Below are 24,562 nucleotides of genomic sequence, written 5' to 3' on the forward strand. Positions count from 1 at the left end.
TACCCGTCTCTAGGTCCGGGCCTAGACGTGCCCATACGGTGGTCGACATGGACCCCGTGCGGAACCCGTACGCCCCCGGCGCCGGTCAGCGCCCCCCCGAGCTGGCCGGCCGGGACGCCGAGCTGTCGGCGTTCGACGTCGTCCTCGAGCGGATCGCGCACGGCCGCCCGGAGCGCTCCTTGGTCCTCACCGGGCTGCGCGGGGTCGGGAAGACGGTGCTGCTCAACCAGCTGCGCTCGGCGGCGATCAGCCGGGGCTGGGGCACGGGGAAGATCGAGGCCCGGCCCGACCAGTCGCTGCGGCGACCGGTGTCCTCCGCGCTGCACATGGCGCTGCGCGAGCTGCGGCACCCCGACCAGGAGTCCATGGACGCCGTCCTGGGCGTGCTCAAGGCCTTCGCGCTGCGGCAGTCGTCGGACGGCAGGGTCCGCGACCGCTGGCAGCCGGGCATCGACGTCGTGGCCGCATCGGGCCGGGCCGACTCCGGGGACATGGAGATCGACCTCGTCGAGCTGCTCAGCGACGCGGCGGGGCTGGCGGCCGACGTCGGCAAGGGCGTGGCCCTGTTCATCGACGAGATGCAGGACGTGCAGTCCGACGACGTCTCCGCCATCTGCGCCGCCTGCCACGAGCTCTCCCAGCAGGGCGCCCCGCTGATCGTCGTCGGCGCGGGGCTGCCGCACCTGCCGGCGGTGCTGTCGGCGTCCAAGAGCTACTCCGAGCGACTGTTCCGCTACCTGCGCATCGACCGCCTGGACCGCCCCGCCGCCGACCGCGCGCTGATCGCCCCGGCCGAGCGGGAGGACGTCGCCTTCGAGCCCGGGGCCCTCGACGCCCTGTACGCCGCCGCCGACGGCTACCCCTACTTCGTGCAGGCCTACGGCAAGGTCACCTGGGACGTCGCCGCCTCCTCCCCCATCACCGCGGCGGACGTCGCGATGGCCGCGCCGGTGGCCGAGGCCGAGCTGGCGGTCGGGTTCTTCGGCTCCCGCTACGACCGGGCCACCCCCGCCGAGCGTGAGTACATGCACGCGATGGCCGAGCTGGGCGGGCCGAACGGGACCGCGGTCGCGACGTCGGAGGTCGCGGCCTCGCTGGGACGCAAGCCGGCGTCGCTGTCCCCCGCCCGCGACTCGCTGATCAAGAAGGGCCTGGTCTACTCCGCCGAGCGCGGGCAGATCGCCTTCACGGTGCCGCACTTCGGCCGCTACCTGCTCACCCACCCGGACTGAGGCGGCGGCGGGACGTGCACCCAGTGCTGCCCCGGGCCGCCCGGACCGCGCCGGGTGCACACACCGCCGGACCGGGCGCGGTTGCCGGCGCGGACCCGGGGCACCCAGCGCTCCGTGCCGACGTGGCTGGAAGCGGGACTGTGGGGGCTGCTCGGCGGAGGGGCGCTGGTGCTCGGCGCGCTGGTCGCCTGGTTCCTGCGGGTGCCGCAGACGGTCATCGCCTCGGTGATGGCCTTCGGCTCGGGGGTGCTGATCTCCGCGGTCGCCTTCGACCTGATGGCCGAGGCGGCCGACACCGGCGGGCTGGCCCCGACGGCGATCGGGTTCGTCGGCGGGGCGCTGGCCTACCTGGCGGCCAACGCCGCGCTGGCCCGCCGCGGCGCCCGGCACCGCAAGCGCTCCGGTGGCCAGCAGCCCTCGGAGGACGAGCACTCCGGCAGCGGCGCGGCGATCGCCGTGGGTGCGCTGCTCGACGGCGTCCCCGAGTCCGTCGTCCTGGGGCTGGGGCTGCTCGGTGGCGGCTCGGTGAGCGCGTCGGTGCTGGCGGCGGTGTTCATCTCCAACGTGCCCGAGGGCCTCTCCTCGGCCGCGGGCATGAAGGCCGGCGGGCGGTCGGCGCGCTACGTCTTCGGGGTGTGGGGCGGGATCGCGGTGGCCAGCGGGGTGGCCGCGCTGGTCGGCTACGCCGCGCTGGGCGGGGCGCCGCCGGAGGTGGTCGCGGTGATCACCGCCGTGGCGGCCGGGGCGATCCTGACGATGGTGGCCGACACGATGATCCCCGAGGCGTTCGAGCAGACCCGCACCTGGACCGGCGTCATCACCACCCTCGGTTTCCTCGTCGCCTTCGCCATCGAGGTCGCCTGAGGCTGCGGTTACCCCGCGGTCCGGGCAGGGTGGACGCCGTGACCCCCGCTCCCCGCGCACCCCAGGAGACCAGCGTCCCCGTCGACGGCGGGGAGCTCGCCGTCCTCCACTGGCCGGCCGACGCACCGGGCGCCCCGATCGCCGTCCTGCTGCACGGCATCACCGCCAACGCGATGGCGTGGGCCGCGGTGGCGCCCGCGCTGGCCGGGGAGTTCGAGGTGGTCGCCCCCGACCTGCGCGGCCGGGGCCGCTCGGCCGGTGTCCCCGGCCCGTACGGCATCGAGGTGCACGCGGCGGACGTCGCCGCGCTGCTGGACCGTCTGGGCGGGAACGCCGAGGGCGGTGCCGACGCCGCGGTCCTCGTCGGGCACTCGATGGGGGCCTTCGTCGCCGCCCTGGCCGCCGCGGGGACGGCGCGGGACCGGGTGCACGGGCTGGTCCTGGTCGACGGCGGCCTGGCACTCCCGCAGCCGCCCGGCGCGGACGTGGACGCGGTGCTCGCCGCCGTCCTCGGCCCGGCGCTGGGCCGCCTGTCGACGACCTTCCCCGACCAGGCCGCCGTGCGGGACTTCTGGGCCGGCCACCCGGCGGTCGGCCCGTGGGTCGACCACCCGGCGGTCGCCGCCTACCTGGCCCGCGACGTGGCCGGCGACCCGCCGGCGCTGCGCAGCACCTGCGTGCCGGAGGCGGTGCGCGTGGACGGCGGCGACGTCCTGCTCAACGAGCGGGTGCTGGAGGCGACCGCCGGCCTGCCGGTGCCGGCCACCCTGCTGTGGGCCTCGCGCGGGCTGTTCGACCAGACCCCCGGGCTCTACGACGAGCGCCGGCTGGCCGGGCTCGGCCTGGAGCCCAGCGGCATCACCGCCCACGAGGTGCCCGACACCAACCACTACTCGATCCTGTGGGCCCCGCAGGGCGTGGCCGCGATCGCCGAGGCCACCCGGGCGGCCGTCGCCCGCCGCTGAGGTCAGCGCCGGCAGGCCGCGGGCTGCGCCAGGGCCGTGCCCCCGAGCGGGGGCCGGCCCGCGTCCTGGGGGTGCACGCGGACCGCCAGCAGGGCCACGTCGTCCTCGGCGCCCTCCCCCACCATCCCGCTGAGGAGCCGGTCGGCGAGCGCGTCGAGGGTCTCCTCCCGCGCGTCGGCCAGCAGCCGGCGCAGTTCGGCGCGACCCTCGTCCAGGGGGACGCCGCGGCGCTCGAACAGGCCGTCGGTGAACAGCAGCAGCGTCGCGCCGTCCGGGAGGAGCACCTGGCCGTCGGTGCGGGGCCCGCGCCAGCCGATCCCCAGCGGCGGGCCCACCGGTGAGGCGAGGTCGGCGACCGTGCCGTCGGGGTACAGCAGCATCGGCTCCGGGTGGCCGGCCGTGGCCCAGCGCAGCCGGCGCACCCCTGCCGCCCGCTCCTCCGGGCTCTGCTCGACCCGGCAGACCAGGGCGGTGGCCATCGCGGGCACCGCCAGGCCGACCAGCGCGTGGTCGACCCGCCGCAGGACGCCGGCCGGCTCCTCCAGGCGGTCGAAGGCGATCGCCCGCACGAGGGTCTTGACCTGGCCCATCGCCGCGGCGGCCTCGATGTCGTGGCCCATGACGTCGCCGATGACGACCACCGTGTCGCCGTCGGGCTGCAGGAACGAGTCGTACCAGTCGCCGCCGATGGAGACCCCGCGGGTGGCGGCCCGGTAGCGGACGGCGAGCTCCATGGAGTCCGGCTGCACCGGTGGGGACAGCAGGCTGACCTGGAGCCGCTCGGCGACCTGCTGGTTGGCCCGGGCCAGCCGGGCGTTGTCCAGGGCCAGGGCGGCCCGGCGGGAGGCGATCTCCGCCGTCCGCAGCTCGGCCGGCGTGTGCGGCCCGCGCTCGGGGCCGTTGACCAGGGTGAAGGCGCCGATGACCTCACCGCGGGCGATGAGCGGGAAGGCGGCGACCGCGGAGGGCCGCAACGGCGCCAGGGCCTCGCGGGCAGTCGGCGAGCTGACCATGGCCTCGACGTCGGCCTCGGTGAGGGACGCGATGACCACCGGCCGGCCGCTGCGCAGCGACACGGGCACGGGGGCGGTGGGCGCGTTGGTCTGCACGCGGGCGTCGGCGTAGCGGTGCATGGCCTCGAGCTGGGCCGGGTCGCTGTGCGCGCGGCCGACGTCCCGGCGGGTGCCGTCGGGCTCCACGACGCTGACCAGGCACCAGTCGGCCAGCAGCGGCACGACCAGGTGCGCGAAGCGGTCGACGGCCTCGTCGACGTCGACAGTGGAGGTCATGGCCAGGTTGATGTCGCCCAGCAGCATGAGGTGCCGGCCGGCCAGCTCCGCCTCCGCGGCGACCCGGACCCGCTCCTCCTCGGTGCGCCGCCGCTCGGTGACGTCGTCGTAGGTGACGACGAGACCGGCGTCGGTGCGGAAGGCGTCGGCGCGGAACCACCGCGCCAGGGGCTCGAACCAGTCCTCGACGGCACCGGACACCCCCGTGGCGGCCACCCGCCGGTACAGCTCCTCGAACGGGCCCCCGACGGCCTCGGGGAACTCGGCCCAGACCTCCCGGCCGAGCAGCTCCTCGACGGTGCGGTCGAGCACCCGCGCGCCGGCGGGGTTGATGTACCGGAACCGCCAGTCCGCGTCGAGGACGAACAGCGGCCGCTCCATGCCCTCCACGGCCTGCACGAGCAGGCCGTGGTCGTGCACCGCCTCCGGGTCCATGGTGATCACTCTGCCGCATCCCGCCCCGGCCTCCGGCACGGCGGCTCCGGCGTCGCCCGGAAGGGGGTGCCGCGACGCGCCCGGGGCGCTTGGCAGCCGGTCGCCGCGCTGCCACCATCCGGGAGCCCGCTCCGGCGGGCCGGTGCGGGGCAGCGCCGGGCGGTGTCGCCCGGGGCCCGCGGCGGAGGAGAGGGGTGGACGGCGTGGACGACCGGTGCCCTGCGATCGCGGCGCCGACCGTCGTCCCGCTGACGCCCGCCCGGGTGCCGTCGGACCCGGTGCTGGCCACCGCCGTGCTCGCCGGCGCGCCGGCCGCCGTGTGCAGCCTGGACGCGGCCCAGCGGATCCGGTACGTCAACGGGGCGGCCGAGCGGCTGCTGGGCCGCACCGCCCCCGAGCTGTTCGGCCGTCCGGTGGCCGACGTCCTCCCCCCGGCGGTCGCCGCCGCCGTCGCCGGCGCGTGCAGCGAGGCGGTCGCCACCGACCGGCCGGTCGCGGTGGAGCTGCCGCCGTCGGAGGCCGTCTCGGGCTGGACGGAGCTGCACGCCTGGCCCACCGCGGTCGGCCCGGCCGTCGCGTTCATCGACATCACCCCCCGGCGGCGCGCGCAGCAGGCCGCCGAGGAGGCCTGGCAGGAGGCGGAGCGGGCCGGTGCCCGCCTGGCGCTGCTGGCCGCGGTCAGCGCCGAGCTGGCCGGGGCCCGCGACGTCGAGTCGGCGCTCGGGGACCTGGCACGGCTGGTGGTGCCCGACCTGGCCGACGGGTGCATCGTCACCGTCATCGACCGCGACGGCCGGGCGCGCGACGTGGCCTCCTGGCACGCCGACCCCGACCGCCGCGACGTGCTGGCCCGCTACGCCGCGGTGCGCATGGAGACCCTGCCGGAGGCGTCCCCGGTGAGCCGGGCACTGCGGGCGGGCACGGAGGCGCAGGAGACCGCCGAGGCCGTGCTCGGCCTGATGGGCCCCGGCCCGGCGAGGGACCTCCTGGCGGCGCTGGCGCCGGAGTCGGCCGTCGTCCTCCCCCTCCCCGCCGGTGACCGGCCGGTCGGTGTGCTCACCCTCTACCTGGACCGGGGCCGGTCGCTGGACGGCGAGGACCTCACCGCCGCCCGGGAGGTCGCCGACCGCGCCGGCCGGGCGGTGGACCGCGTGCACCGCCAGAGCCGCCAGGCCCAGCTGGCCGAGGTGCTCCAGCGCAGCCTGCTGACCCAGCCGCTGACCGTCGACGGCGCGCAGCTGGAGGTGCGGTACGTGCCGGCGGCGGAGGCCGCGCAGGTCGGTGGCGACTGGTACGACGCCTTCCTCCAGCGCGGCGGCGACCCGGTGCTGGTGATCGGCGACGTCGCCGGTCACGACACGGCCGCCGCCGCGGAGATGGGCCAGCTGCGCGGGCTGCTGCGCGGGATCGCGCACTACAGCGGGGCCGGCCCGGCCGAGGTGCTGCGCGGGCTGGACGACGCCATCGCGAACCTGTACCCCAGCACCCTCGCCACCGCCGCGATCGCCCGCGTCGAGGGCGACGGCACCGTGCTGCGCTGGGCCAGCGCGGGGCACCCCCCGCCCCTGGTGGCCGACCCCGACGGCGGGGTCAGCGTGCTCTCCCGGGGGTTCGGGGACCTCCTGCTCGGCGTGGACCCGGCCGCCGACCGCCGCGAGTTCGTCGCGCCGCTGCGGCCCGGGGCCACCGTGCTGCTCTACACCGACGGGCTGGTCGAGCGGCGCGACCGCGGCGTCGACGCCGGGGTGGCCGACCTGCAGCGGCACCTGGCCGAGCTGGTGGGCCTGCCGCTGGACCGGCTCTGCGACGAGCTGCTGGCCCGCATGCTCGCCGGCGTCCCGCAGGACGACGTCGCGCTCGTGGCCCTGCGCCTCCAGCCGGTCGGCGGCTCCCCGTCCGCGGGGTGAGACGCCTCACCCCGCGGGGGTCGAACCGCCGACGACACGGTTGAGCTGCCGGGTGCGTGGGCAACCCCTGTGTCGTCGGAGCCGACGACGGAGGAGAGGGCAGTGGGTCGACTCGCGTGGCCGGTGCGTCCGCTCCCGGACGGCCGGGGCGAGCTGTGGCGGTGGGACCTGCAGACGGTCGCGGAGCTGCCCTCGGCCCGTGCGGGGCTGCGCGCCCGCCTCGACGACGTCGGCCTCCCCCGCGACGACGAGGACCACGCCGCCGAGCAACTGGTGCTGGCCTTCGACGAGCTGGCGTCCAACGCGCTGCGGCACGGCCTCTCGCCGGTGGTCGCGACCGTCGTCGCCGGCAGCGGCGGCTGGCTGCTGGACGTGAGCGACCACGACCCCGAGACGATGCCGACGCCGGCCGTCGACCGCGACCCGGCGCAGGGCGGGCTGGGGCTGCACCTGGTGGCACGGCTGGCCGTGGCGCACGGCTGGTACGTCGACGACGGCTGCAAGCACGTGTGGGCGTGCATGCCGACCGCGAGCGGGGACCGGCAGCCGGCCCTGAGCTGAGGTGTGCCCCGTGTGACACGACGGCCCCGGGAGCGGTCGCTCCCGGGGCCGTCGTGCACGGGTGCGCCCGGGACGGCGGGAACTGGCGTTCCGGCGCCGTCCCGGGGCAGTCCGGGCCACCCGCTGCACCCCGGAGGGCGCGGCGGGCGGCGGTCTCAGACCGGCTGGAGGGTGTTGAGGACCAGCGACAGCCCGCCCTTGCCGTACCCGGGGACGTCGACGGCGAGGTCGATCCGGTTGAACCCGGCGGCCATCTCGACGAGGTCGGCCGGCAGCTCGTCGCCCGGGGCGTAGAGCTTGTACAGCTTCGAGTGCGGCGCACCGGGCACGTTGAACAGCGCCGAGAGCACGTTGACGACCTCGTGCAGCGCCTCGGTGAGCATCGTGGTCAGCTCGCCGTCCTCCTCGACGGCGTCCTGGACGCCACCGGGGGGCAGCATGGCCAGCGCGCCGCCGGTCCAGGCCGACAACGGCAGGTCCATGAGGCACAGCGCGTTGACCGCCAGCTGCGGGTCGACGTAGACGGCGAGGGAGACCGGGCGCTCCTCCCCCGGGGTCACCGGGGCGCCCGGGTTCACCCCGACCGGCTTGCCGAGGAGGCCCACGAGCATGTCGCGGACGTCCTTGGCGGCCGGCAGCACCAGCGTGGTGGTCACACGATCACCCCGTCCAGGGCGTCCTTGAAGGTGTCCTCGTTGAACGGCTTGGCGATGAGGAACAGCGCGCCGGCGTCGGCGGCCTTCTCCCGCATCTCCGGGGAGCCCTCGGAGGTGACGAAGCCGAAGGGCACGCCCGAGCCCGAGTTGCGCAGGGCCTGCAGGCACTCGATCCCGGTCATGTTCGGCATGTTCCAGTCCGACAGGACCAGGTCCGGGTTCTCCGCCTTGACCTTGTCGTAGGCGTCGCGGCCGTCCTCGGCCTCGACGATGTCGTGGTCGTCGTAGCCGGCCTGCCGCAGCGTCCGGATGACGATCTGCCGCATGACGCGGCTGTCGTCGGCGATCAGGATCTTCACAGGGGCACTCCGTTCTCGTACGAGGGGTCTGCGTCGGTGTCCGGGGCGGGGGTGCCCTGGACGGAGATGGTCAGGGGGCGGCCGCGCCACTGGGCGTCGACGCGGCAGGTGTCGGCCGGCGAGAGGACGCGCGGGGCGACGCCGACCTCGGGCAGGCCGAGGACGGAGGGTCCGGGGAGGACGGCCTTGACGTTGCCGCCCACCACGTTGGCCAGCTCACCGAGGGCGTCGGTGACGTCCTCGTCCTCGAGCACCTCCGGGGCGTGCTCGCGCAGCATGGCGCGGGCCAGCTGCTCGGCGGTGTCGCGGCCGCAGGTGAGGACGACGGTGCCGGTCCACGGGCCGACCACGTCGACCCAGGAGCTCAGGGTCTCGGCGGGCAGCTCGCCGGGCAGTGGCACGAGGACCTCGTCCTCGCCGACGAGGGCGGCCCACGCCTGGTCGGCGATCTCCTGGACGGTGCCCTCGTCGATCAGCGCGGTGATGACCGGCGCGGTCACAGCGCCACCTCCTGGGGGAGCAGGCCGAGCAGCGCGAGCTTGTCGCGGATGGCGTCGGCGGTGAACGGCTTGATCAGGTACTCGTGCGCGCCGGCGGCCAGCGCACGCACGATCTGGGACTGCTCGCCCTCGGAGGTGACCATCATCAGCGTCACCGCCCGCCAGGCGGGGTTGGCCCGGACGGCGGAGACGAACTGCAGCCCGTCCATCACCGGCATGTTCCAGTCGATCGTGCACAGGTCGGGCACCCAGCCCTCGTGCAGCACGTCGAGCGCCTCCTGGCCGTGGCCGGCCTGGCGGGTCTCGTAGCCGAAGCCCTCCAGGGTCCCGCTCACGATGCGCCGCATGGCGCGTGAGTCGTCGATCACCAGAGCACGCATGGTCAGGCCCCCTTCAGCGGGCGGTAGGCGGAGCTGCGGCCGATGACGACCCGCTCCCAGGAGTCGTCGACGCCGAGGGTCGTCTCTGCGGCGCCGAGGAAGAGCCACCCGTCGGGGCGCATGAGGTCACGCACCCGCCGGAGGATCGCCTGCTTGGTGGGCAGGTCGAAGTAGATGAGGACGTTGCGGAGGTAGACCACGTCGAACGGGCCCATCCGCGGGAGGGGCGCGGCCAGGTTGCACTCGAAGGCGGTCACCATCCGGCGCAGGCCGGCGGCGACCTCCCACTCGGTGCCCGCGCGGGTGAAGTGCCGCACCAGCATCGGGGCGGGCAGGCCGCGGTTCACCTCGAGTTGGCTGAACCGGCCGGCGCGGGTGCGCTCGACCATCTCGCGGGAGATGTCGGTCGCGGTGATGGCGACCCGCGTGCCGGCGTTGGGCATCGCGTCCTCGAGCAGCATCGCGATCGTGTACGCCTCCTGCCCGCTGGAGCAGGCCGCGGACCAGATCTGCAGCCGCTCGGCGGGACCACGAGCCGCCTGCAACGCGGGCAGCACCGTCGAGGTGAGCGCGGTGAACGGGTCGCCGTCGCGGAACCACGAGGTCTCGTTGGTGGTGAGCGCCTCGACGATCCTCCGGGTGGACTCCGGGCTCGGGCGGGTCCGGACCGAGTCGACGAACTGGCCGACGTCGGGCAGGCCCAGCTGGCGGGCGATCGGCAGCAGCCGGGCCTCCACCAGGTACTCCTTGCCCGGGGCGAGCACGATGGCGCTCTCCCGGTGCACGAGCTGGCGGACCCAGTCGAAGCTGGTGGCAGTGAGGGTCATCGCCGTCCTCCGGCGGTCGCCGGGACAGGGGCGGGAACGCGCGGCGGCGCCAGCCGCCGGTGGATCGCCTCGGCGATCCGGTCGAGCGGGAGCACCTCGTCGGCGAAGCCGGCCGCGGCCACGGCCCCGGGCATCCCCCAGACCACCGAGGTGGCCTGGTCCTGGACGACGACGGAGCCGCCGGCCTCGCGGATGCGTCCGGCACCGAGCCGCCCGTCGGAGCCCATGCCGGTGAGCACCACGCCCAGGACGGCGCCGTCGTAGGTGTCGACCGCGGAGCGGAACAGCGGGTCGACGGCCGGGCGGCAGAAGTTCTCCGGCGGGCCCTGGCTGAGCACCGTCTGCTGCCCGCGCCCGGTGCTGCGGATGGTCAGGTGGTGGTCGCCGGGAGCCAGGTGGACGGTGCCGGGCAGGAGCGCGGTGCCGTCGACGGCCTCGACGACCCGCAGGGCGCAGAGCCGGTCCAGCCGCTGGGCGAACTGCCGGGTGAAGACCGGCGGCATGTGCTGGACCAGCAGCACCGGCACCGGCAGCGAGGCCGGCAGCACGGGGAGCAGCTTGGCCAGCGCCTCGGGGCCACCGGTGGAGGAGCCGATCACGAGGACGGCAGGCGCCTTGACCGCACCCTGGCGCGGGACCGGCGGGGCGACGCGGGGCGGCGGGAGCGCCGGCCGGGCCGGGCCCGGGCTCGCCGGGCGACCGGTGAGCGCCTTGATCTTGGGGATGAGCTGCTCGCGCACGCTCTCCATCGACTGGGCGACGCTGCCGACGTTGGCCGGCTTGGTGACGTACTCGTTGGCGCCCGCCGAGAGCGCGTCGAGGGTCGCCGCCGCACCGCGCTCGGTCAGGGTGCTGAACATGATGATCGGCACCCGGCTGTGCCCTCGTCCCGCCCCACCACCCCCGGCACCGGCGCGGATGGCACGGACGGCCTCGATGCCGTTCATCTCCGGCATCTCGATGTCCATGGTGACCAGGTCGGGCTTCAGCTGCTCGAGCTTGCCGACGGCGATCCGGCCGTTGACCGCGGTACCGACCACCTCGATGGCCGGGTCCTCGGACAGGACGTCGGTCACGATCTTGCGGACGACCACCGAGTCGTCGACGATCATCACCCGGATCGGGTCCATGCGTCCTCCGTCTCCCCCTGGTCGGCCCAGCGGGTGTGCAGTGCTGTCTGTCGTCGGCAGTCGCCCGGAGGCCGCGTGCGGGTCGCGGGGGCGCACCGCTCCGGTGCGGTGCGTCCGAAGACGGTGCCTGTCCCCCGAGTTGTCGGCCCGCCGGCGGTACTCCTTGAGCCGATCCGGCGAATTCCCGGCGCATTTTTCCTGAGCTGCGGAAATGCGGTCACCGACCATTTCGTGCCATTTGTCGACACGTCCCCCGGGGATCGCGGGTCACCCGCCGGTCGCCGGTCGAGCGCCGTCTGCGGGGATCTAGCCCGAGGGCTAGAGAGCGGCAGATGTCCCTCGCCGCGGGTGGCGCGGATCCGCCGGGGTAGGCGGCGTCGCATGGCGCTCCCCCGTGTCCTCGTCCTCGTCCTCGCCGGTGGTGCCGGCGGCCGCCTGGAGCTGCTGACCGATCAGCGCGCCAAGCCCGCCGTCCCGTTCGCCGGGGTGTACCGGCTCATCGACTTCCCGCTGAGCAACTGCCAGCACTCCCACGTCTCCGACGTCTGGGTGTCGGTGCAGTTCCACCCGACCTCGCTGGCGCGGCACCTGGCCAACGGCCGGCCGTGGGACCTCGACCGCACGACCGGTGGCCTGCTCACGCTGCCGCCCTACCAGGGCACCGAGCGCGGCGGCTGGGTGTCGGGCACCGCGGACTCGCTGTGGCGCTACGCGCCGCTCATCCGCGAGTTCGCCGCCGACGCGCTGGTCGTGGTCAGCGCCGACGCCGTCTACAAGCTGGACTACCGGGAGGTGGTCGAGGAGCACCTGCAGTCCGGTGCCGAGGTGACGATGGTGACCACGGAGGTCGCCGCGGACGACGCACCGCGCTACGGCATCGTGGAGGTCGGCGACGGCGACCGGATCCGCGACTACGCCTACAAGCCGGACGAGCCGCGCACGACCACCGCGACCAACGAGGTGTTCGTCTTCTCCCCCGGCCCGACGCTGGACCGGCTGGAGGCGCTCAGCACGGAGGTCGGCGAGGACGGCCTGGAGGACCTCGGCACCCACCTGCTGCCCGCCCAGACCGGCGACGGGCGGGCCCGCGCGCACGCGCTGGGCTCCTACTGGCGCGACGTGGGCACCATCCCGGCGTACTGGGCGGCGCACCAGGACTTCCTCTCCCCCGAGCCGCCCCTGGACCTCGACGACCCGCGCTGGGCGGTGCACACCCGCGGTGGCCGGCACAGCGCCGCGCGGGTCCTGCGGGGTGCGGAGGTCGCCGGGAGCCTGGTGTCCGGCGGTACCCGGGTCGCCGGGCGGGTCAGCGGCTCGGTGCTCTCCCCCGGCGTCGTCGTCGAGGCCGGCGCGACGGTCGTGGACTCGGTGCTCCTGCCGGGTGCCCGCGTGCGCGCCGGCGCCACCGTCACCCGCGCCGTCCTCGACGACCGCGTCGAGATCGGCGAGGAGGCCTCGGTCGGCGGGGACGGCGACATCACCCTGGTCGGCCGCGAGGCCGTCGTCCCGCCCGGCACCGAGCTCCCCGCCGGCGCCCGCCACCCCGAGACCGACGAGCAGTAGGACGGCAGAGGAGGAGTACGCCCCCCACGGGCCGGGGACGGCAGGCGACCCGGAGTGGACCGGTCGCGGAGGCCCGGAGGGTCTCCCGACCGGGACACGGGGAGGGCTCAGCGCATCAGGGGTGCGGCACCTGGCCGCGGTGCGATCCGGAGGATCGCGGAGCACAGAGCACCGCGAGGGCGTCGGCGCCGAGCAGGTCGCCCATGACGACGCCCTGCACGCAGCCGGCCACGGCGTTCCACGCGCCCGCGGCCGCGGTGGCGGGGTCGAAGCCGCCGTCCACGAACGCCTGGACGGCGAGCAGCTGGGCGGTGGCGAGGGCGCGGGTGCGGCCGGAGACGTGCGCGGCCCACGACGCCTCGTGCATGGCGGTGGCCCACGGCCGGCGCTCGGTGCGCGCGGCGTCGACCGCGGCCTGCCAGCGGGCCCGGCCGGGGGCGTCGAGCGACCGCAGCCCGGCCAGGAGGTCGGTGAGCTCGGCGGTGGCGGGGCCGAGGTCGAGCTCCGGCGTCGGCACCATGCCGGCCGCGGTGGCGACGGCGAACGGCCCGGTCAGCTGGCGCCGGACCAGGGGCGGCAGCACCGCGGCGGCCCAGGAGCCGACGGCGGCGTCGGCGAGGACGTCGGCGGCCGCGGCCAGGACCTCCTCGTCGACCAGCGCCCGGGCCGGGTGCTCGGGGCCGAGGACGTCGTCGCGGAGCACCCGCTCCAGGGCCACGGCGTCCCCGATGGTGCTGCGCTCGAGCTGGGCGACGAGGGCGGCGGCGCGGTCGGCGCCGGGCAGGTCGACCGCGGCGGTGCGCACGTGCGGCACCGAGACGGCGAGCTCGCGGGCCTTGCGCGACCGGACGGCGAGGGTGGCCCGCTGCTCGCGGTCCCGGCCGGCGGCCGGGTGGACGGTGGCCAGCTGCTCGAGCGTGGCGGCGTCGGCCGCGAGCCCGGCCAGCAGGGCGTCGGCGACGGCGCGACCGGCGGGCAGCCGGACGAGGTCGAAGCCGAGGGTGGCGGCACTGACCAGCGAGTAGGGCACGGCAGCGCCTCCCTTTCCACGTCCCCCGAGGTGAGGTCAGCCCATGCTGACGGTGATCGACGGGCAGCGCCACGTCACCGTCACCCGATCGCCGGACCCCCGCGGCGGCCCGCCTGCGTGTCCCCTGGACCTGCGTCAGCGGGCAGTCACTCCGCGTGAGCCCCCGCGGCTCAGTCCCCGTCCGCCCCGTCGTCCTCCTCGTCGTCCTCCGTCTCCGTGGCCAGGACGCCGGCGTCCCCGGCGTCGACGGTGACCTCCGACCAGGCCCCGGCGGCGCCGCGCACGTCCACCTCCCAGACCACGAAGCCGTCCTCCTCCTCCAGCTCGGCGGCGACCGCCTCCCCGCCGCCCAGCGCCCGGACGGCGGCGGCGGTCGCGGTGGCCTCGTCCACGGAGGCCAGCTCGGCCAGCGCCCGCTGCTCCGCGGCGTCGTCCTCCGGGAGCGCCGACTCGTCCACCGCGACCGTGCCGGCGCGGGTCAGGTCGTCGGGCTCGCCGTCGCCCGTGGCGACGGCGACCCCGCCGGCGGCGGCCAGCAGGGCGGCGGCCCCCACGGTGACGACGGCGGCGCGCTTCCGGATGTGCATGGACCGGTCCTCCTCGACGCACCGGACGGTCGCCGGCGCTCCGGGTACCACCGTGCCCGCGCCGGATGAGGGGACGATGAGCCGCAGCCGGGCGCCGTTCTCATGACTGACTCATCCCGAGGTGCCACCCTCGGGTCATGCGGGTGCTGGTGGTCGAGGACTCCGTCAACATGCGCGACGTGCTCGCGCGGGGCCTCACCGAGGCCGGGCACGCGGTCGACGCGGTCGCCGACGGGTCGGCCGGGCTGGCCTGGGCCACGTCGGTGCTCTACGACGCCGTCGTGCTCGACGTGATGCTGCCGGGCATGGACGGCTTCGCCGTGTGCCGGACGCTGCGGGACCGGCAGGTGTGGACGCCGGTGATCATGCTGACCGCCCGCGACGCGGTGCCCGACCGCGTGCACGGCCTGGACTCCGGTGCCGACGACTACCTGGTCAAGCCGTTCGCCTTCACCGAGCTGCTCGGCCGGCTGCGTGCCCTGCAGCGCCGGGGAGCGCCACCCCGGCCCGCCGTGCTGCGCTGCGGCCCGCTGTCCCTGGACCCGGCGGCGCGCACCGTGGAGTGCCGCGGTGAGGAGGTGGAGCTCTCCCGGCGCGAGTACGCCCTGCTGGAGTTCCTCCTCCGCCACCCGGGGCACGTGCTCTCGCGCAGCCAGATCCTCGAGCAGGTGTGGGGGCAGGACTACGACGGGCTGTCCAACGTGGTCGACGTCTACGTCAAGTACCTGCGCGACAAGATCGACCGGCGGTTCGACCTCGACCTGGTGCAGACCGTGCGCGGCACCGGGTACCGGCTGGCCTGCCCCGGGTCGGGGGCCCGGGCGCGGTGACCCGGCTGCCGATCAGCGCGCGCATCGCCGCGCTCTCGGCCGCGTCGCTCGCCGTCCTGCTGGCGCTGGTCGGCGTCGTCGTGCACCTGCAGCTGGGCACCGCCCTGCGCGCGGGCGTCGACCAGCGCCTGGACGACCTCGCCGCGGCGCTGCCGGTCGGCCTCAGCGGTGCCGAGCTCGCCGAGGACCTCCTCCCCATCGACCTCGACGACCGCATGGTGCAGCTGGTCGACGCGCAGGACCGCGTGGTGGGCACGGCCGGGGAGGACGTCCCGGGGACCCCGCTGCTCGGGGCCGCGGACCTGGACCGGGCCCGCGGGCGGGAGGACGTGCTGCGCACCGTCGACGACGACGGGGACGGGCTGCGGGTGCTCGCCGTCCACGACGGCGACGACGGGCAGGTCGCCGTCCTCGCCGCCGAGCTCGAGGAGGTCGACGAGGCGCAGGACGCGCTGGTGTCCGGGTACCTGCCCACGGCCGGGCTGGCCACCCTGCTGGCCGGGCTCCTGGGCTACGGGATCGCCCGCCGCGGGCTGGCCCCGGTCCGGCGGGCCACCGACGAGGCGCTGGCGATCAGCGCGGCGGACCTGTCCCGGCGGCTGTCCCCGCCGGCCCGTCCCGACGAGGTGGGCCGGCTGGTGCAGACCCTGAACGGGATGCTCGACCGGCTGGCCGCCGCCGTCGCCCGGGAGCGCACCTTCACCGCCGACTGCAGCCACGAGCTGCGCACCCCGCTGGCCATCCTCACCGCGGAGGTCGAGCTGGCGCGCGACGGCGCCGAGGACCCCGACGTGCGGGCCGCGCTGGCCACCGCGCTGGAGGAGGCCGGCCGGCTGTCGGGGCTCATCGACGACCTGCTGGTGCTGGCCCGGGCCGACACCGGACACCTGGAGATCGAGCGCCCCCTGGACCTCGACGACCTCGTCGAGCGGGTGGTCGGCCGCTTCGCGACGCTCGCGGCACGGCGCGGCGTCCGGCTGCAGTCCGCCGGTGCGGCGGTGGTCCGCGGCGACCCCGCCGGCGTGGAGCGGGCGGTGGCCAACCTCGTCGACAACGCGCTGCGGCACACCCCCGACGGCGGCTCGGTCACCGTCGAGGTGCAGGCCACCGGCCCGGCCAGCGCCGAGGTCCGGGTGCGCGACACCGGGCCCGGCGTCCCGCCGGACCGGCTGGCCGCCCTGTTCGACCGGTTCAGCCGCGTGGACGACGCCCGGCACGAGCCCGGCGGCGCCGGCCTGGGCCTGGCCATCGTCGCCGCGGTCGCCGCCGCGCACGGCGGTGGCGTCTCCGCCGCCAACGACCCGTCCGGCGGCCTCGCCGTCACGCTCGCGCTCGGCCCGGCCGGTCAGCCGGCCCACCCCGGCGGACGCCGGTGACCCACCCCTCCCCCACCGCACCCCCGACCGCAGAGGAGCGAAGGAGCATGACCGCACCACCCTCCCCCGGTGAGGGGCACCTGCCGCAGCCGGCCGGTGCCCAGCCGCCGATGCGCGCCTCCGACGCCGAGCGGGACGGCGTCGCGCAGGTGCTCCGGGACGCCACCGCCCGCGGGCTGCTGAGCCTGGACGAGTGCGACGAGCGCATGGCCGCGGCCTACGGCGCCCGCTTCCAGCGGGACCTCGCGCCCCTCACCGCCGACCTGCCGCCCGCGGCGGGTGCGCCGGTGGCCCCCGGGTGGCGGGCGGTGTCGACGCTCGCCGCCCTCCAGGCCCGCGCGTCGCTGGCCCGGCTGCCCGGCGGTGCCGTCCTCGGGTCGCGGCCCGCGCTGGCCGTGGTCCTCGCCCTGCTGGTCGTCCTCCCGCTGCTGGGCGCCGGCGAGCTGGTGGAGTGGGAGCTGCTGGAGTGGGAGCTCCTGGACGACTGAGCCCCGGAACGCGTCGACCCCCGGCCGGGCGGCCCTCCGGAGAGAGGGGCCGCCCGACCGGGGGTCGGGGAGGCAGGCACCGGCCGTCGGGGAAGTCCGGCCGGTGCCCGGGACCAGGGGTCAGGCAGAGACCGCCTTCTGCACGTCGAGGGCCAGCAGCAGCTGCCCGTCGAGCTTGAACGCCCCGCGGATCAGCTCGCGGGCCGACCCGTCGAGGGTGTCCGGCGGCGCCTCGAAGTCGGCCGGGTCGACGTCGACGACGTCGGCGATCGCGTCGACGAGCAGGCTGACCGCCTCCCCGTGCAGGCGGACGACGATGACGACGGCGTCGGTGTCCTCGGGACGCGGCGGACGGCCCAGCCGTTCGCGCAGCTCGATGGCGGTCACCACCTGCCCGCGCAGGTTGATCAGCCCGGCGACGGCGGCGGGGGCCAGCGGCACCCGGGTGAGGCCCTGGCTCTTGAGGACCTCCTGCACGTGGGCGACCTCGATGCCGTAGAGGTCGCCGTCCAGCCAGAAGGTGGCCAGCTGGCCGCCGATGGCCGGCGCGGTGGTGTCGGTCGCGGCGGGCACGTCAGACCTCCAGGAGGGAGCCGGGGACGCCCTGGGGCGTCGCGGGGAGGGGGGTGGAGTAGAAGGCGGGGTCGGCGGCGAGGATCGCCGCGCGGACGTCGAGCAGCTCGGTCACCTTGTCGCCGAGGACGGCGGAGCCGAGCAGGCCCAGGTCGTCGATGTCGCTGCGCACGGCCGCCTCGCCGTCGACGATGTCGAGGATCTCCTCGACGACGATCGCGACGCTGCGCCCGTGGTCGCTGTAGACGATGACCTCGAGGACCTCGCGGTCGCTCTCGCCGTAGGCGCCCAGGTGCCGGTCGAGGCGGACCATCGGCAGGATCGCGCCGCGGTACTGCACGACCTCGCGGTTGCCGACGCGCTCGACGGACTCGGTGCGGACCTGCTCGAGCCGGGTGACGGTGTCCAGCGGGATGGCCACCCGCCGCCCGCCGCCGATGGCCGCCAGCAGCATCCGCTGGCGGTCGCTCTCGGCGGCCGCGGCCTGCAGGGCCGCCTCGCGGGACTCCTGGCGCTCGCTGGTCTCGGTGCGCAGGGCGCGGCGGGCCAGGGCCTGGACGTCGAGGATCAGCGCCACGGTGCCGTCACCGAGCACGGTCGCACCGGAGTACAGGCCGATCGCCTTGAGCTGGCCGCCGACGGCCTTGACCACGATCTCCTCGGTGTTGATGACGCGGTCGACGACGAGACCGAAGCGGCGGCCCTCGGAGCGGAGGACGGCGATGACCACGTGCCCGTCGTGCCGGTCGGAGGTGAGCCCGAGGACGTCGGTGAGCCGGACCAGCGGCAGCAGCTCCCCGCGCAGCCGGTAGACCGGCGCGCCGCCGACCTCCTCGACGGCGGTGGCGGCCTTCTCGGCGTCCAGGGACACCAGCTCCTGCAGGCTGATCTGCGGGATGGCGTAGCGGTCGCCGGCGCACTCGACGGTCAGCGCCGGGACGATCGCGAGGGTCAGCGGGATCCGCAGCCGGCAGACGGTGCCCTCGCCGGGCACCGACTCGACCTCGATGGTGCCGCCGATGGACTCGATGTTGGTCTTGACCACGTCCATGCCGACGCCGCGGCCGGAGACGTTGGTGACGGCGGAGGCGGTGGAGAACCCGGGCAGGAAGATCATCTGGAGGATGTCCGCCGGGCTGGTGCGGCTCAACGCGTCGGCGCTGATCAGGCCGCGCTCGACGGCCTTGGCCCCGACCTTGGCCGGGTCGATGCCCGCGCCGTCGTCGGCCACCTCGACCACGACCTGGCCGCTCTCGTGCTTGGCGCGCAGGGTCAGGACGCCCTCGGTGGGCTTGCCGGCGGCCCGGCGGGCCTCGGGCGCCTCGATGCCGTGGTCGACGGAGTTGCGGACCAGGTGGGTCAGCGGGTCCTTCACGGCCTCGAGCAGCGTCTTGTCCAGCTCGGTGTCGCGGCCCTCCATCTCCAGGCGGACGCTCTTCCCGCACTGCAGGCCCAGGTCGCGGACGACGCGCGGCAGCTTGGACCAGATGTGGTCGATCGGCTGCATGCGCGTCTTCATGACGCCCTCCTGCAGCTCGCTGGCGATCAGGTTGAGCCGCTGCGAGGCGCGCAGCAGGTCGGTGTCGTTGGAGCGGCCGACGTACTGGACGATCTGGTTGCGGGTCAGCACCAGCTCCCCGACCAGCAGCATCAGCTCGTCGAGCAGGTCGACGTCCACCCGGATCGTGCTGTCGGCGACGGCCCGGCGGGCCTGCCCGCCGCCGTTGTCGGCGGCCGGGCCGGCGTCGGCCTCGGCCGGCTCGGCGGGCTCGAGCACCGGCTCGGACCGGGGCGCGGGGATCTCGGACACGGGAGCGGGCACCTCCGCGGCGGGGGCCGGAGCAGGGACGACGGGGGTCGGGGCGGCCTCGGGGGCCGCGACGTGGGCGGGGAGCCCGGCGACCGGGGACGGCGCGACCGCGAGGGTCTCGGCGGACTCCTCGGGAGCCGGAGCCGGGGCCGCGGCGGGGGCCGGGGTGTCCTCCATCGCCGCGCTGATCGCGGCCACGACGGCTGAGACGTCGACCGAGCCCTCCCCCCCGGTGGCCTCGATGGAGGCCAGCAGCGAGCGGACCGTGTCGACCATCTGGAGCAGCACGCTGGTCCGGGTGGGAGTCAGCGCGAGGGCGCCGTCCCGGAGCCGGGAGAGCATGTTCTCCCCGACGTGGGTGACCTCCTCCAGGCGGTGGAAGGCCAGGAAGCCGCTGGTGCCCTTGATCGTGTGGATCGTGCGGAAGATGCTGGACAGCCGCTCGCGGGAGTCGGGCTCCTGCTCCAGGGCGACCAGGTCGGTGTCGAGCTGGTCGAGGTTCTCGTGGCTCTCGACCAGGAACTCCTCGACGATGTCGTCCAGACCGTCCACGGTTGCTCTTCTCTCTCGGTCCCGGCGCTGCGCGCGCTTCGGGTGGATCATCGGCGGGGGTGCCGGCGGGTTGAGCCCAACGGCCGGGCGGGAGTCGCTGACGTTCCGCCGTCGGTGCGTTGGAGGAATGGTGGGCGCCGGCCGGGCCACCCGTCGCGCCATTCCGCGCGTGTCGCGGAATGGGCCCGCAGAAATGTCGGTGACCGCATCGCGGTGGTCCCCATGTCGACAGTCCGACCATTCCCGGGAATGCGCGGACGCCGCCCGGCCGGGAGCACGGGGCTCCGGCCGGGCGGCGTCCGGGTTGATCAGTAGGTGAAGCGGCCGACGGTGCTGCGCAGGTCGGCGGCCATCCGTGACAGCTCGTCGACGGCGACCCTGGTCTGGGTCAGCGCCTGCGTGGTCGACTCCGCCGCCGCGGAGACGCCGGTGATGTTCTCCGCGATCTGACCCGAGCCGCTGGCGGCCTCGGACACCGACCGGGACATCTCGTTCGTCGTCGCGGTCTGCTCCTCCACCGCGGAGGCGATGGTCAGCTGGAAGTCGTTGATCCGGCCGATGACCTCGCTGATCCGCCCGATCGCAGCCACCGCACCCGAGGTGTCGCCCTGGATCGCCTCGACCCGGCGGGCGATGTCCTCGGTCGCCTTGGCCGTCTCCTGCGCCAGCTCCTTGACCTCGTTCGCGACCACCGCGAAGCCCTTGCCCGCCTCCCCCGCACGCGCCGCCTCGATCGTCGCGTTCAACGCCAGCAGGTTCGTCTGCTCGGCGATGGAGGTGATCACCTTCACCACGTCGCCGATCTCCCGGGAGGAGTCCCCGAGCCGGGTGACCGTCGCCGTGGTCACCTCCGCCTCGGTGACCGCCGCCGCGGCCACGCGGGCCGCCTCGTTGGCGTTCTGGGCGATCTCCCGGATCGACGCGCCCATCTGCTCGGCACCGGCCGCGACGGTCTGCACGTTGCGGGACACCTCCTCCGCGGCGCCGGCCACCACACCGGACTGGGCGCTGGTCTCCTCCGCCGACGCCGAGATCTGCGCCGAGGACGCCGACAACTCCTCCGACGAGGCCGCGACCGCGTCCGCCGCGCCGACCACCGAGGCCATCACCCCGCGCAGGCTCTCCACCGCCGTGTCCAGCGCCCGGCCCATGAGCCCGACCTCGTCGTGGGACCGCACGCCGGCCGAGCGGGTCAGGTCACCCGTGGCCAGGCCCTCGGCGACGGCCTGGACCCGGCGGATCCCCCCGGTCACCAGCCGGGCCACCGCGACGCCGGCCCCCAGGGCCACCACCGCACCGGCGGCGAGGACGAGGACCAGCTGCAGGCGGGTGCTGCGGTAGTCGGCCGCCGCGGCCTCGGCCGTCGCGGCCGCCCCGGTCCGGGTGATCTCCGCGAGGCGGTCGAGGTCGGCGCTGACCCGCTTGGCGATGGGGGAGATCGTCGCCTCGCGGGCAGCGGACCAGCCGACCAGGTCGCCGGCGTCGGCCAGCGCGTCGAGCTGCACCATCCCCAGCCGGTACGCGGTCATCTGGTCGGTGACGTCGGCGACGAGGTCCCGCGACTCGGCCTCCGGACCGGTGGCGAGGAACCGGTCCGCGGCGGCGTCGAGGCCCGCGTAGGCCTCGTTGCGGGTCGCCAGGTAGCCCTGGCGCAGCTCCGGGCTGGTGGCGACGGCGTAGTTGGTCCCGGCCAGCCGGACGAGGAACAGCTGCGAGCGCATGGCCTCGACCTCGACGGTGCCGACCAGCTCCCGGTCGTACATCTCCTGCGTGCGCTCGGCCGAGGTGCCCAGGCTGGTCAGCCCGACCAGGCCGACGCCGACCGCCACCACGACGGCCAGGCCGACGGCGAGGACGACCTTCACGGCGATCCGCAGGTCGCGGAACCGGGCCACCGGTCCCCGCCCCGCGGGGAGGGCGGGGGCCACCCGCGAGCGGGTGGGACCGCCGGGTGTGGTGCTGTGCATGACGGGTGCTCCTCGAGCGATCGGTCGACGGCGGCGATGGACGCGAGCCGCACCTGCCGACCGCTGTCGCGGGAGCAATACGGTTGTGCGCCACTGACTCATCGGGAGGCGTCCCGCCGTCGGCGAGGGGTTCCCGGGTCGAACCGCCCGACCCGGGGACGCGACGTCCCCTGCGAGGGGGACGACCGCCGGTCTCCGGTCTCGGTTCGTCGCAGAACGTAGCGACTCCACCCACCGATCGCGTGCACCTCACGGACACGTCCTCGCAGCTTATCCCGGGAGGACGGCGTCCCGGTGCCGGTCGGGTCGACATGCCGTCCGCCTCCGGCCGGCGACCTCCCCCCGAAGATGTCGGTCACACCCGTCCCGATCCGGTGCCGGAGATCGCGGCGGCGTCGGTCCGCGTCCCTCACGGCCGGCAGGCGGCGGTGACCGGCACCTGGGGGTGCGGTTTGTCGACGCCGTCGCGGCGGTGACCGCACCGCCGTCCGCCCGGGGCGGAGGCGGCGCCACGCGGCTGGAGCAGCGGCGTCGGCGTGTCGCGCGGTGGGCGGGGAGCCGGGAACGCGACCACCCCCGGTCGGCTCCGCGGGGGAGCCGGCCGGGGGCGGTCTGCCAGGGTGCGTCAGAAGGTGAAGCGGGCGACGCCGGTGCGCAGCTCGGCGGCCATCCGCGACAGCTCGTCGACGGCGGTGCGGGTCTGGGTCAGCGCCTGGGTCGTCGCCTCCGCGGCGGTGGAGACGCCGCTGATGTTCTCCGCGATCTGACCGGAGCCGCCAGCGGCCTCGGACACCGACCGGGACATCTCGTTCGTCGTGGCGGTCTGCTCCTCCACCGCCGAGGCGATGGTGGTCTGCCGGTCGGAGATCTGCGCCACGATCTGCGAGATCTCCCCGATCGCGGTCACCGCCGCGGTGGTGTCGCCCTGGATCGCCTGCACCCGCCGCGCGATGTCCTCGGTCGCCTTGGCCGTCTCCTGCGCCAGCTCCTTGACCTCGTTGGCGACCACCGCGAAGCCCTTACCGGCCTCGCCGGCCCGGGCGGCCTCGATGGTCGCGTTGAGTGCCAGCAGGTTCGTCTGCTCGGCGATCGAGGTGATCACCTTCACCACGTTGCCGATCTCGGCGCTGGACTCCCCCAGCTTCGCCACGGTCGCGGTGGTCGTCTCCGCGGCGGTCACCGCGCGAGCGGCGACGTCCGAGGCCTCGGCCGCGTTCGTCGCGATCTCCCGGATGCTCGCCCCCATCTGCTCCGCACCGGCGGCCACCGTCTGCACGCTGCGGCTGACCTCCTCGGCTGCGCCCGCGACCACACCGGACTGCGCGGAGGTCTCCTCCGCCGACGCCGAGATCTGCGCCGACGAGGCCGACAGCTCCTCCGACGAAGCCGCCACGGCATCCGCCGCGCCCGCCACCGAGGACAGCACGCCACGCAGGCTCTCCACCGCGGTGTCCAGGGAGGCGCCCATCCGGCCCAGCTCGTCCCGGGTCTCCAGACCCGCCGAGCGGGTCAGGTCACCCGCGGCCAGGGCGTCGGTCACCGCCTGCACCCGACGGACGTTGCGCGCCACGCCCGCGGCCACCCACAGCCCGATGGCCACCGCCACCGCGGTGCCGGCGACGAGGATGAGGACCGACGTGGTGCGCTGGCTGTCGGCGGCCTCCCGTGCGGCGGCCGCGGCAGCCTCGGCCTCGCCCTGCTCGAGGACCACGAGGGCGTTGAGCCCCTCCTCGACCGCGGCGGCCAGCGGGCCCACCTGGGTGTCGTTGGCCTGGATCCAGGCGTCGACCTGGCGGGTGAGCGCCAACGGGGCCAGGACGGCGTCCGCCTGCTCGAGGTACCCGGCGTACCCCGCCTCGACCTGCTGGAGCAGCTCGCCGCTGCGCCCCTGCTGGTTGTGCGGCCGGTAGTGCTCCAGCGCCGCGGCGAACCGGCCCGCGACCTCGTCGACGGCGGCCAGCTTCTGCCGGGTCTCCGCGGGGTCGGTGCTGAGGACCGTGTCCCGGAGGGCCACGCGGGTGTCCTTGACCGCGCCGCGCATCGCCGTGACGTCCGAGAGGCCCTGGACGTTGGTGTCGTAGAGCGTCTGCGTGCGGTCGGCGGCCGCGTTGAGGGCCTGGATGCCGAGCAGGCCGACGAGGACGGCGACGAGTGCCGCCGTCCCCACGGCGACGAGCACCTTGGTCTTCACCCCCCGGTCGGCGAACCAGGCCCCGGGCCGGCGGCCGGGGGTGGGCGGTGGGGTGGCGCTCATGCGATCTCTCCTGGGCGTGGACGGCGTCCGAGACGGAGGCGCGACTGGAATGCGCTCCAGGAGTTTCTTCGGCAGCATTCCCGGCGACTCTCAGGGCCTTTGGTCCCGAGCGGCCGAGATGCGCATCTCACTCTGCTGCCGGAATGGTCGACGAGCCGCTCGGAATGGCGGACATGTCGACACGGTGCTGCATTCCTGCGTCGTCGACCATTCCTGGGACCCGCGGTGGTCCCGGTGCCGCGACGGTGGGCAGAGACGTCCGGGGACGGTGGTGGGGTGCGCCGGGGGGGGGGGGGGGGGGGGGGGGGGGGGGGGGGGGGGGGGGGGGGGGGGGGGGGGGGGGGGGGGGGGGGGGGGGGGCGGGGGGGGGGGGGGGCGCGCGGCGCGGCGCCCGCGCGCCCCTCCCCCGTCCCCGCCCCCGCCCACC

The 24,562-nt window shown here is 75.7% G+C and carries 22 protein-coding genes; 9 read left to right on the forward strand and 13 right to left on the reverse strand.

Features of this window, described 5'->3' with window-relative positions; genetic code table 11:
• Positions 1-47: 47 nt before the first annotated feature.
• The 3 genes from ACI79E_RS15630 (at position 48) to ACI79E_RS15640 (ending at position 3,061) form a co-directional block, all read left to right on the forward strand.
• Positions 48-1,232: an AAA family ATPase gene (locus ACI79E_RS15630; protein WP_456933480.1), complete on the forward strand. Its 1,185-nt coding sequence runs from the start codon at positions 48-50 to the stop codon at positions 1,230-1,232.
• A gap of 114 nt (positions 1,233-1,346) precedes the next feature.
• A complete protein-coding gene (locus ACI79E_RS15635; RefSeq protein WP_456933481.1) occupies positions 1,347-2,096 on the forward strand; it encodes a ZIP family metal transporter in 750 nt (249 codons plus the stop codon).
• A 38-nt stretch (positions 2,097-2,134) separates the two neighbouring features.
• Entirely contained in the window at positions 2,135-3,061 is a 927-nt protein-coding gene (locus tag ACI79E_RS15640) for an alpha/beta fold hydrolase (protein ID WP_456933482.1), read from the forward strand.
• Between the two features lie 2 nt (positions 3,062-3,063).
• Here the strand turns inward: ACI79E_RS15640 and ACI79E_RS15645 are convergent, their stop codons facing one another.
• On the reverse strand, positions 3,064-4,785 hold the full coding sequence (locus tag ACI79E_RS15645) for a SpoIIE family protein phosphatase (protein WP_456933483.1): 1,722 nt from the start codon (positions 4,783-4,785) through the stop codon (positions 3,064-3,066).
• A 194-nt stretch (positions 4,786-4,979) separates the two neighbouring features.
• Between ACI79E_RS15645 and ACI79E_RS15650 the strand changes: the two genes are divergently transcribed.
• Both ACI79E_RS15650 and ACI79E_RS15655 read left to right on the forward strand, forming a co-directional pair.
• Positions 4,980-6,692, forward strand: a complete 1,713-nt coding sequence (locus ACI79E_RS15650) for a SpoIIE family protein phosphatase (protein WP_456933484.1) — start codon at positions 4,980-4,982, stop codon at positions 6,690-6,692.
• A gap of 102 nt (positions 6,693-6,794) precedes the next feature.
• Positions 6,795-7,253 carry an ATP-binding protein gene (locus ACI79E_RS15655; protein WP_456933485.1) on the forward strand — a complete coding sequence of 153 codons (459 nt, stop codon included), beginning with the start codon at positions 6,795-6,797 and terminating at the stop codon, positions 7,251-7,253.
• A 155-nt stretch (positions 7,254-7,408) separates the two neighbouring features.
• Here ACI79E_RS15655 and ACI79E_RS15660 read toward each other — a convergent pair whose 3' ends face one another.
• Genes ACI79E_RS15660 through ACI79E_RS15685 form a run of 6 tightly spaced genes read right to left on the reverse strand, consistent with a single transcriptional unit; the run spans position 7,409 to position 11,105 of the window.
• Positions 7,409-7,909, reverse strand: coding sequence for a hypothetical protein (locus tag ACI79E_RS15660; RefSeq protein ID WP_456933486.1), 501 nt, complete (start codon positions 7,907-7,909; stop codon positions 7,409-7,411).
• On the reverse strand, positions 7,906-8,268 hold the full coding sequence (locus ACI79E_RS15665; protein WP_456933487.1) for a response regulator: 363 nt from the start codon (positions 8,266-8,268) through the stop codon (positions 7,906-7,908). The genes ACI79E_RS15660 and ACI79E_RS15665 overlap by 4 nt, the downstream gene beginning before the upstream one ends.
• Positions 8,265-8,768, reverse strand: coding sequence for a chemotaxis protein CheX (locus tag ACI79E_RS15670; RefSeq protein WP_456933488.1), 504 nt, complete (start codon positions 8,766-8,768; stop codon positions 8,265-8,267). The genes ACI79E_RS15665 and ACI79E_RS15670 overlap by 4 nt, the downstream gene beginning before the upstream one ends.
• A complete protein-coding gene (locus ACI79E_RS15675) occupies positions 8,765-9,148 on the reverse strand; it encodes a response regulator (RefSeq protein ID WP_456933489.1) in 384 nt (127 codons plus the stop codon). Before ACI79E_RS15675 ends, ACI79E_RS15670 begins: the two co-directional genes overlap by 4 nt.
• Positions 9,149-9,150: 2 nt before the next feature.
• Positions 9,151-9,975, reverse strand: a complete 825-nt coding sequence (locus ACI79E_RS15680; protein WP_456933490.1) for a CheR family methyltransferase — start codon at positions 9,973-9,975, stop codon at positions 9,151-9,153.
• Entirely contained in the window at positions 9,972-11,105 is a 1,134-nt protein-coding gene (locus ACI79E_RS15685) for a protein-glutamate methylesterase/protein-glutamine glutaminase (protein ID WP_456933491.1), read from the reverse strand. The genes ACI79E_RS15680 and ACI79E_RS15685 overlap by 4 nt, the downstream gene beginning before the upstream one ends.
• A 381-nt stretch (positions 11,106-11,486) precedes the next feature.
• On the opposite strand from ACI79E_RS15685, the gene ACI79E_RS15690 reads away from it, so the two are divergent.
• Entirely contained in the window at positions 11,487-12,668 is a 1,182-nt protein-coding gene (locus ACI79E_RS15690; RefSeq protein WP_456933492.1) for a glucose-1-phosphate adenylyltransferase family protein, read from the forward strand.
• Positions 12,669-12,783: 115 nt separating this feature from the next.
• Here the strand turns inward: ACI79E_RS15690 and ACI79E_RS15695 are convergent, their stop codons facing one another.
• Together ACI79E_RS15695 and ACI79E_RS15700 are read right to left on the reverse strand one after the other, a co-directional pair.
• Positions 12,784-13,698, reverse strand: coding sequence for a hypothetical protein (locus ACI79E_RS15695; RefSeq protein ID WP_456933493.1), 915 nt, complete (start codon positions 13,696-13,698; stop codon positions 12,784-12,786).
• A gap of 170 nt (positions 13,699-13,868) precedes the next feature.
• Positions 13,869-14,285 carry a hypothetical protein gene (locus tag ACI79E_RS15700; RefSeq protein ID WP_456933494.1) on the reverse strand — a complete coding sequence of 139 codons (417 nt, stop codon included), beginning with the start codon at positions 14,283-14,285 and terminating at the stop codon, positions 13,869-13,871.
• Positions 14,286-14,422: 137 nt separating this feature from the next.
• Between ACI79E_RS15700 and ACI79E_RS15705 the strand changes: the two genes are divergently transcribed.
• Genes ACI79E_RS15705 through ACI79E_RS15715 form a run of 3 tightly spaced genes read left to right on the forward strand, consistent with a single transcriptional unit; the run spans position 14,423 to position 16,979 of the window.
• Positions 14,423-15,115 carry a response regulator transcription factor gene (locus ACI79E_RS15705; RefSeq protein WP_456933495.1) on the forward strand — a complete coding sequence of 231 codons (693 nt, stop codon included), beginning with the start codon at positions 14,423-14,425 and terminating at the stop codon, positions 15,113-15,115.
• Entirely contained in the window at positions 15,112-16,491 is a 1,380-nt protein-coding gene (locus ACI79E_RS15710; RefSeq protein WP_456933496.1) for an ATP-binding protein, read from the forward strand. The genes ACI79E_RS15705 and ACI79E_RS15710 overlap by 4 nt, the downstream gene beginning before the upstream one ends.
• 47 nt (positions 16,492-16,538) lie before the next feature.
• On the forward strand, positions 16,539-16,979 hold the full coding sequence (locus ACI79E_RS15715) for a DUF1707 SHOCT-like domain-containing protein (protein ID WP_456933497.1): 441 nt from the start codon (positions 16,539-16,541) through the stop codon (positions 16,977-16,979).
• A gap of 120 nt (positions 16,980-17,099) precedes the next feature.
• Here the strand turns inward: ACI79E_RS15715 and ACI79E_RS15720 are convergent, their stop codons facing one another.
• The 4 genes from ACI79E_RS15720 to ACI79E_RS15735 all read right to left on the reverse strand — a co-directional run bounded on the left by ACI79E_RS15720 (position 17,100) and on the right by ACI79E_RS15735 (position 24,135).
• On the reverse strand, positions 17,100-17,552 hold the full coding sequence (locus tag ACI79E_RS15720) for a chemotaxis protein CheW (protein ID WP_456933498.1): 453 nt from the start codon (positions 17,550-17,552) through the stop codon (positions 17,100-17,102).
• 1 nt (position 17,553) lies between these two features.
• A complete protein-coding gene (locus ACI79E_RS15725; protein WP_456933499.1) occupies positions 17,554-19,914 on the reverse strand; it encodes a chemotaxis protein CheA in 2,361 nt (786 codons plus the stop codon).
• 308 nt (positions 19,915-20,222) lie between these two features.
• Positions 20,223-21,881 (reverse strand): methyl-accepting chemotaxis protein, encoded by a 1,659-nt coding sequence (locus ACI79E_RS15730; protein WP_456933500.1) that lies wholly within the window; start codon positions 21,879-21,881, stop codon positions 20,223-20,225.
• A 625-nt stretch (positions 21,882-22,506) separates the two neighbouring features.
• Complete coding sequence (locus ACI79E_RS15735; protein WP_456933501.1) at positions 22,507-24,135, reverse strand: methyl-accepting chemotaxis protein; 1,629 nt, start codon at positions 24,133-24,135, stop codon at positions 22,507-22,509.
• Positions 24,136-24,562 lie beyond the last annotated feature (427 nt).

The sequence above is a fragment of the Geodermatophilus sp. SYSU D00079 genome, from assembly GCF_054050635.1.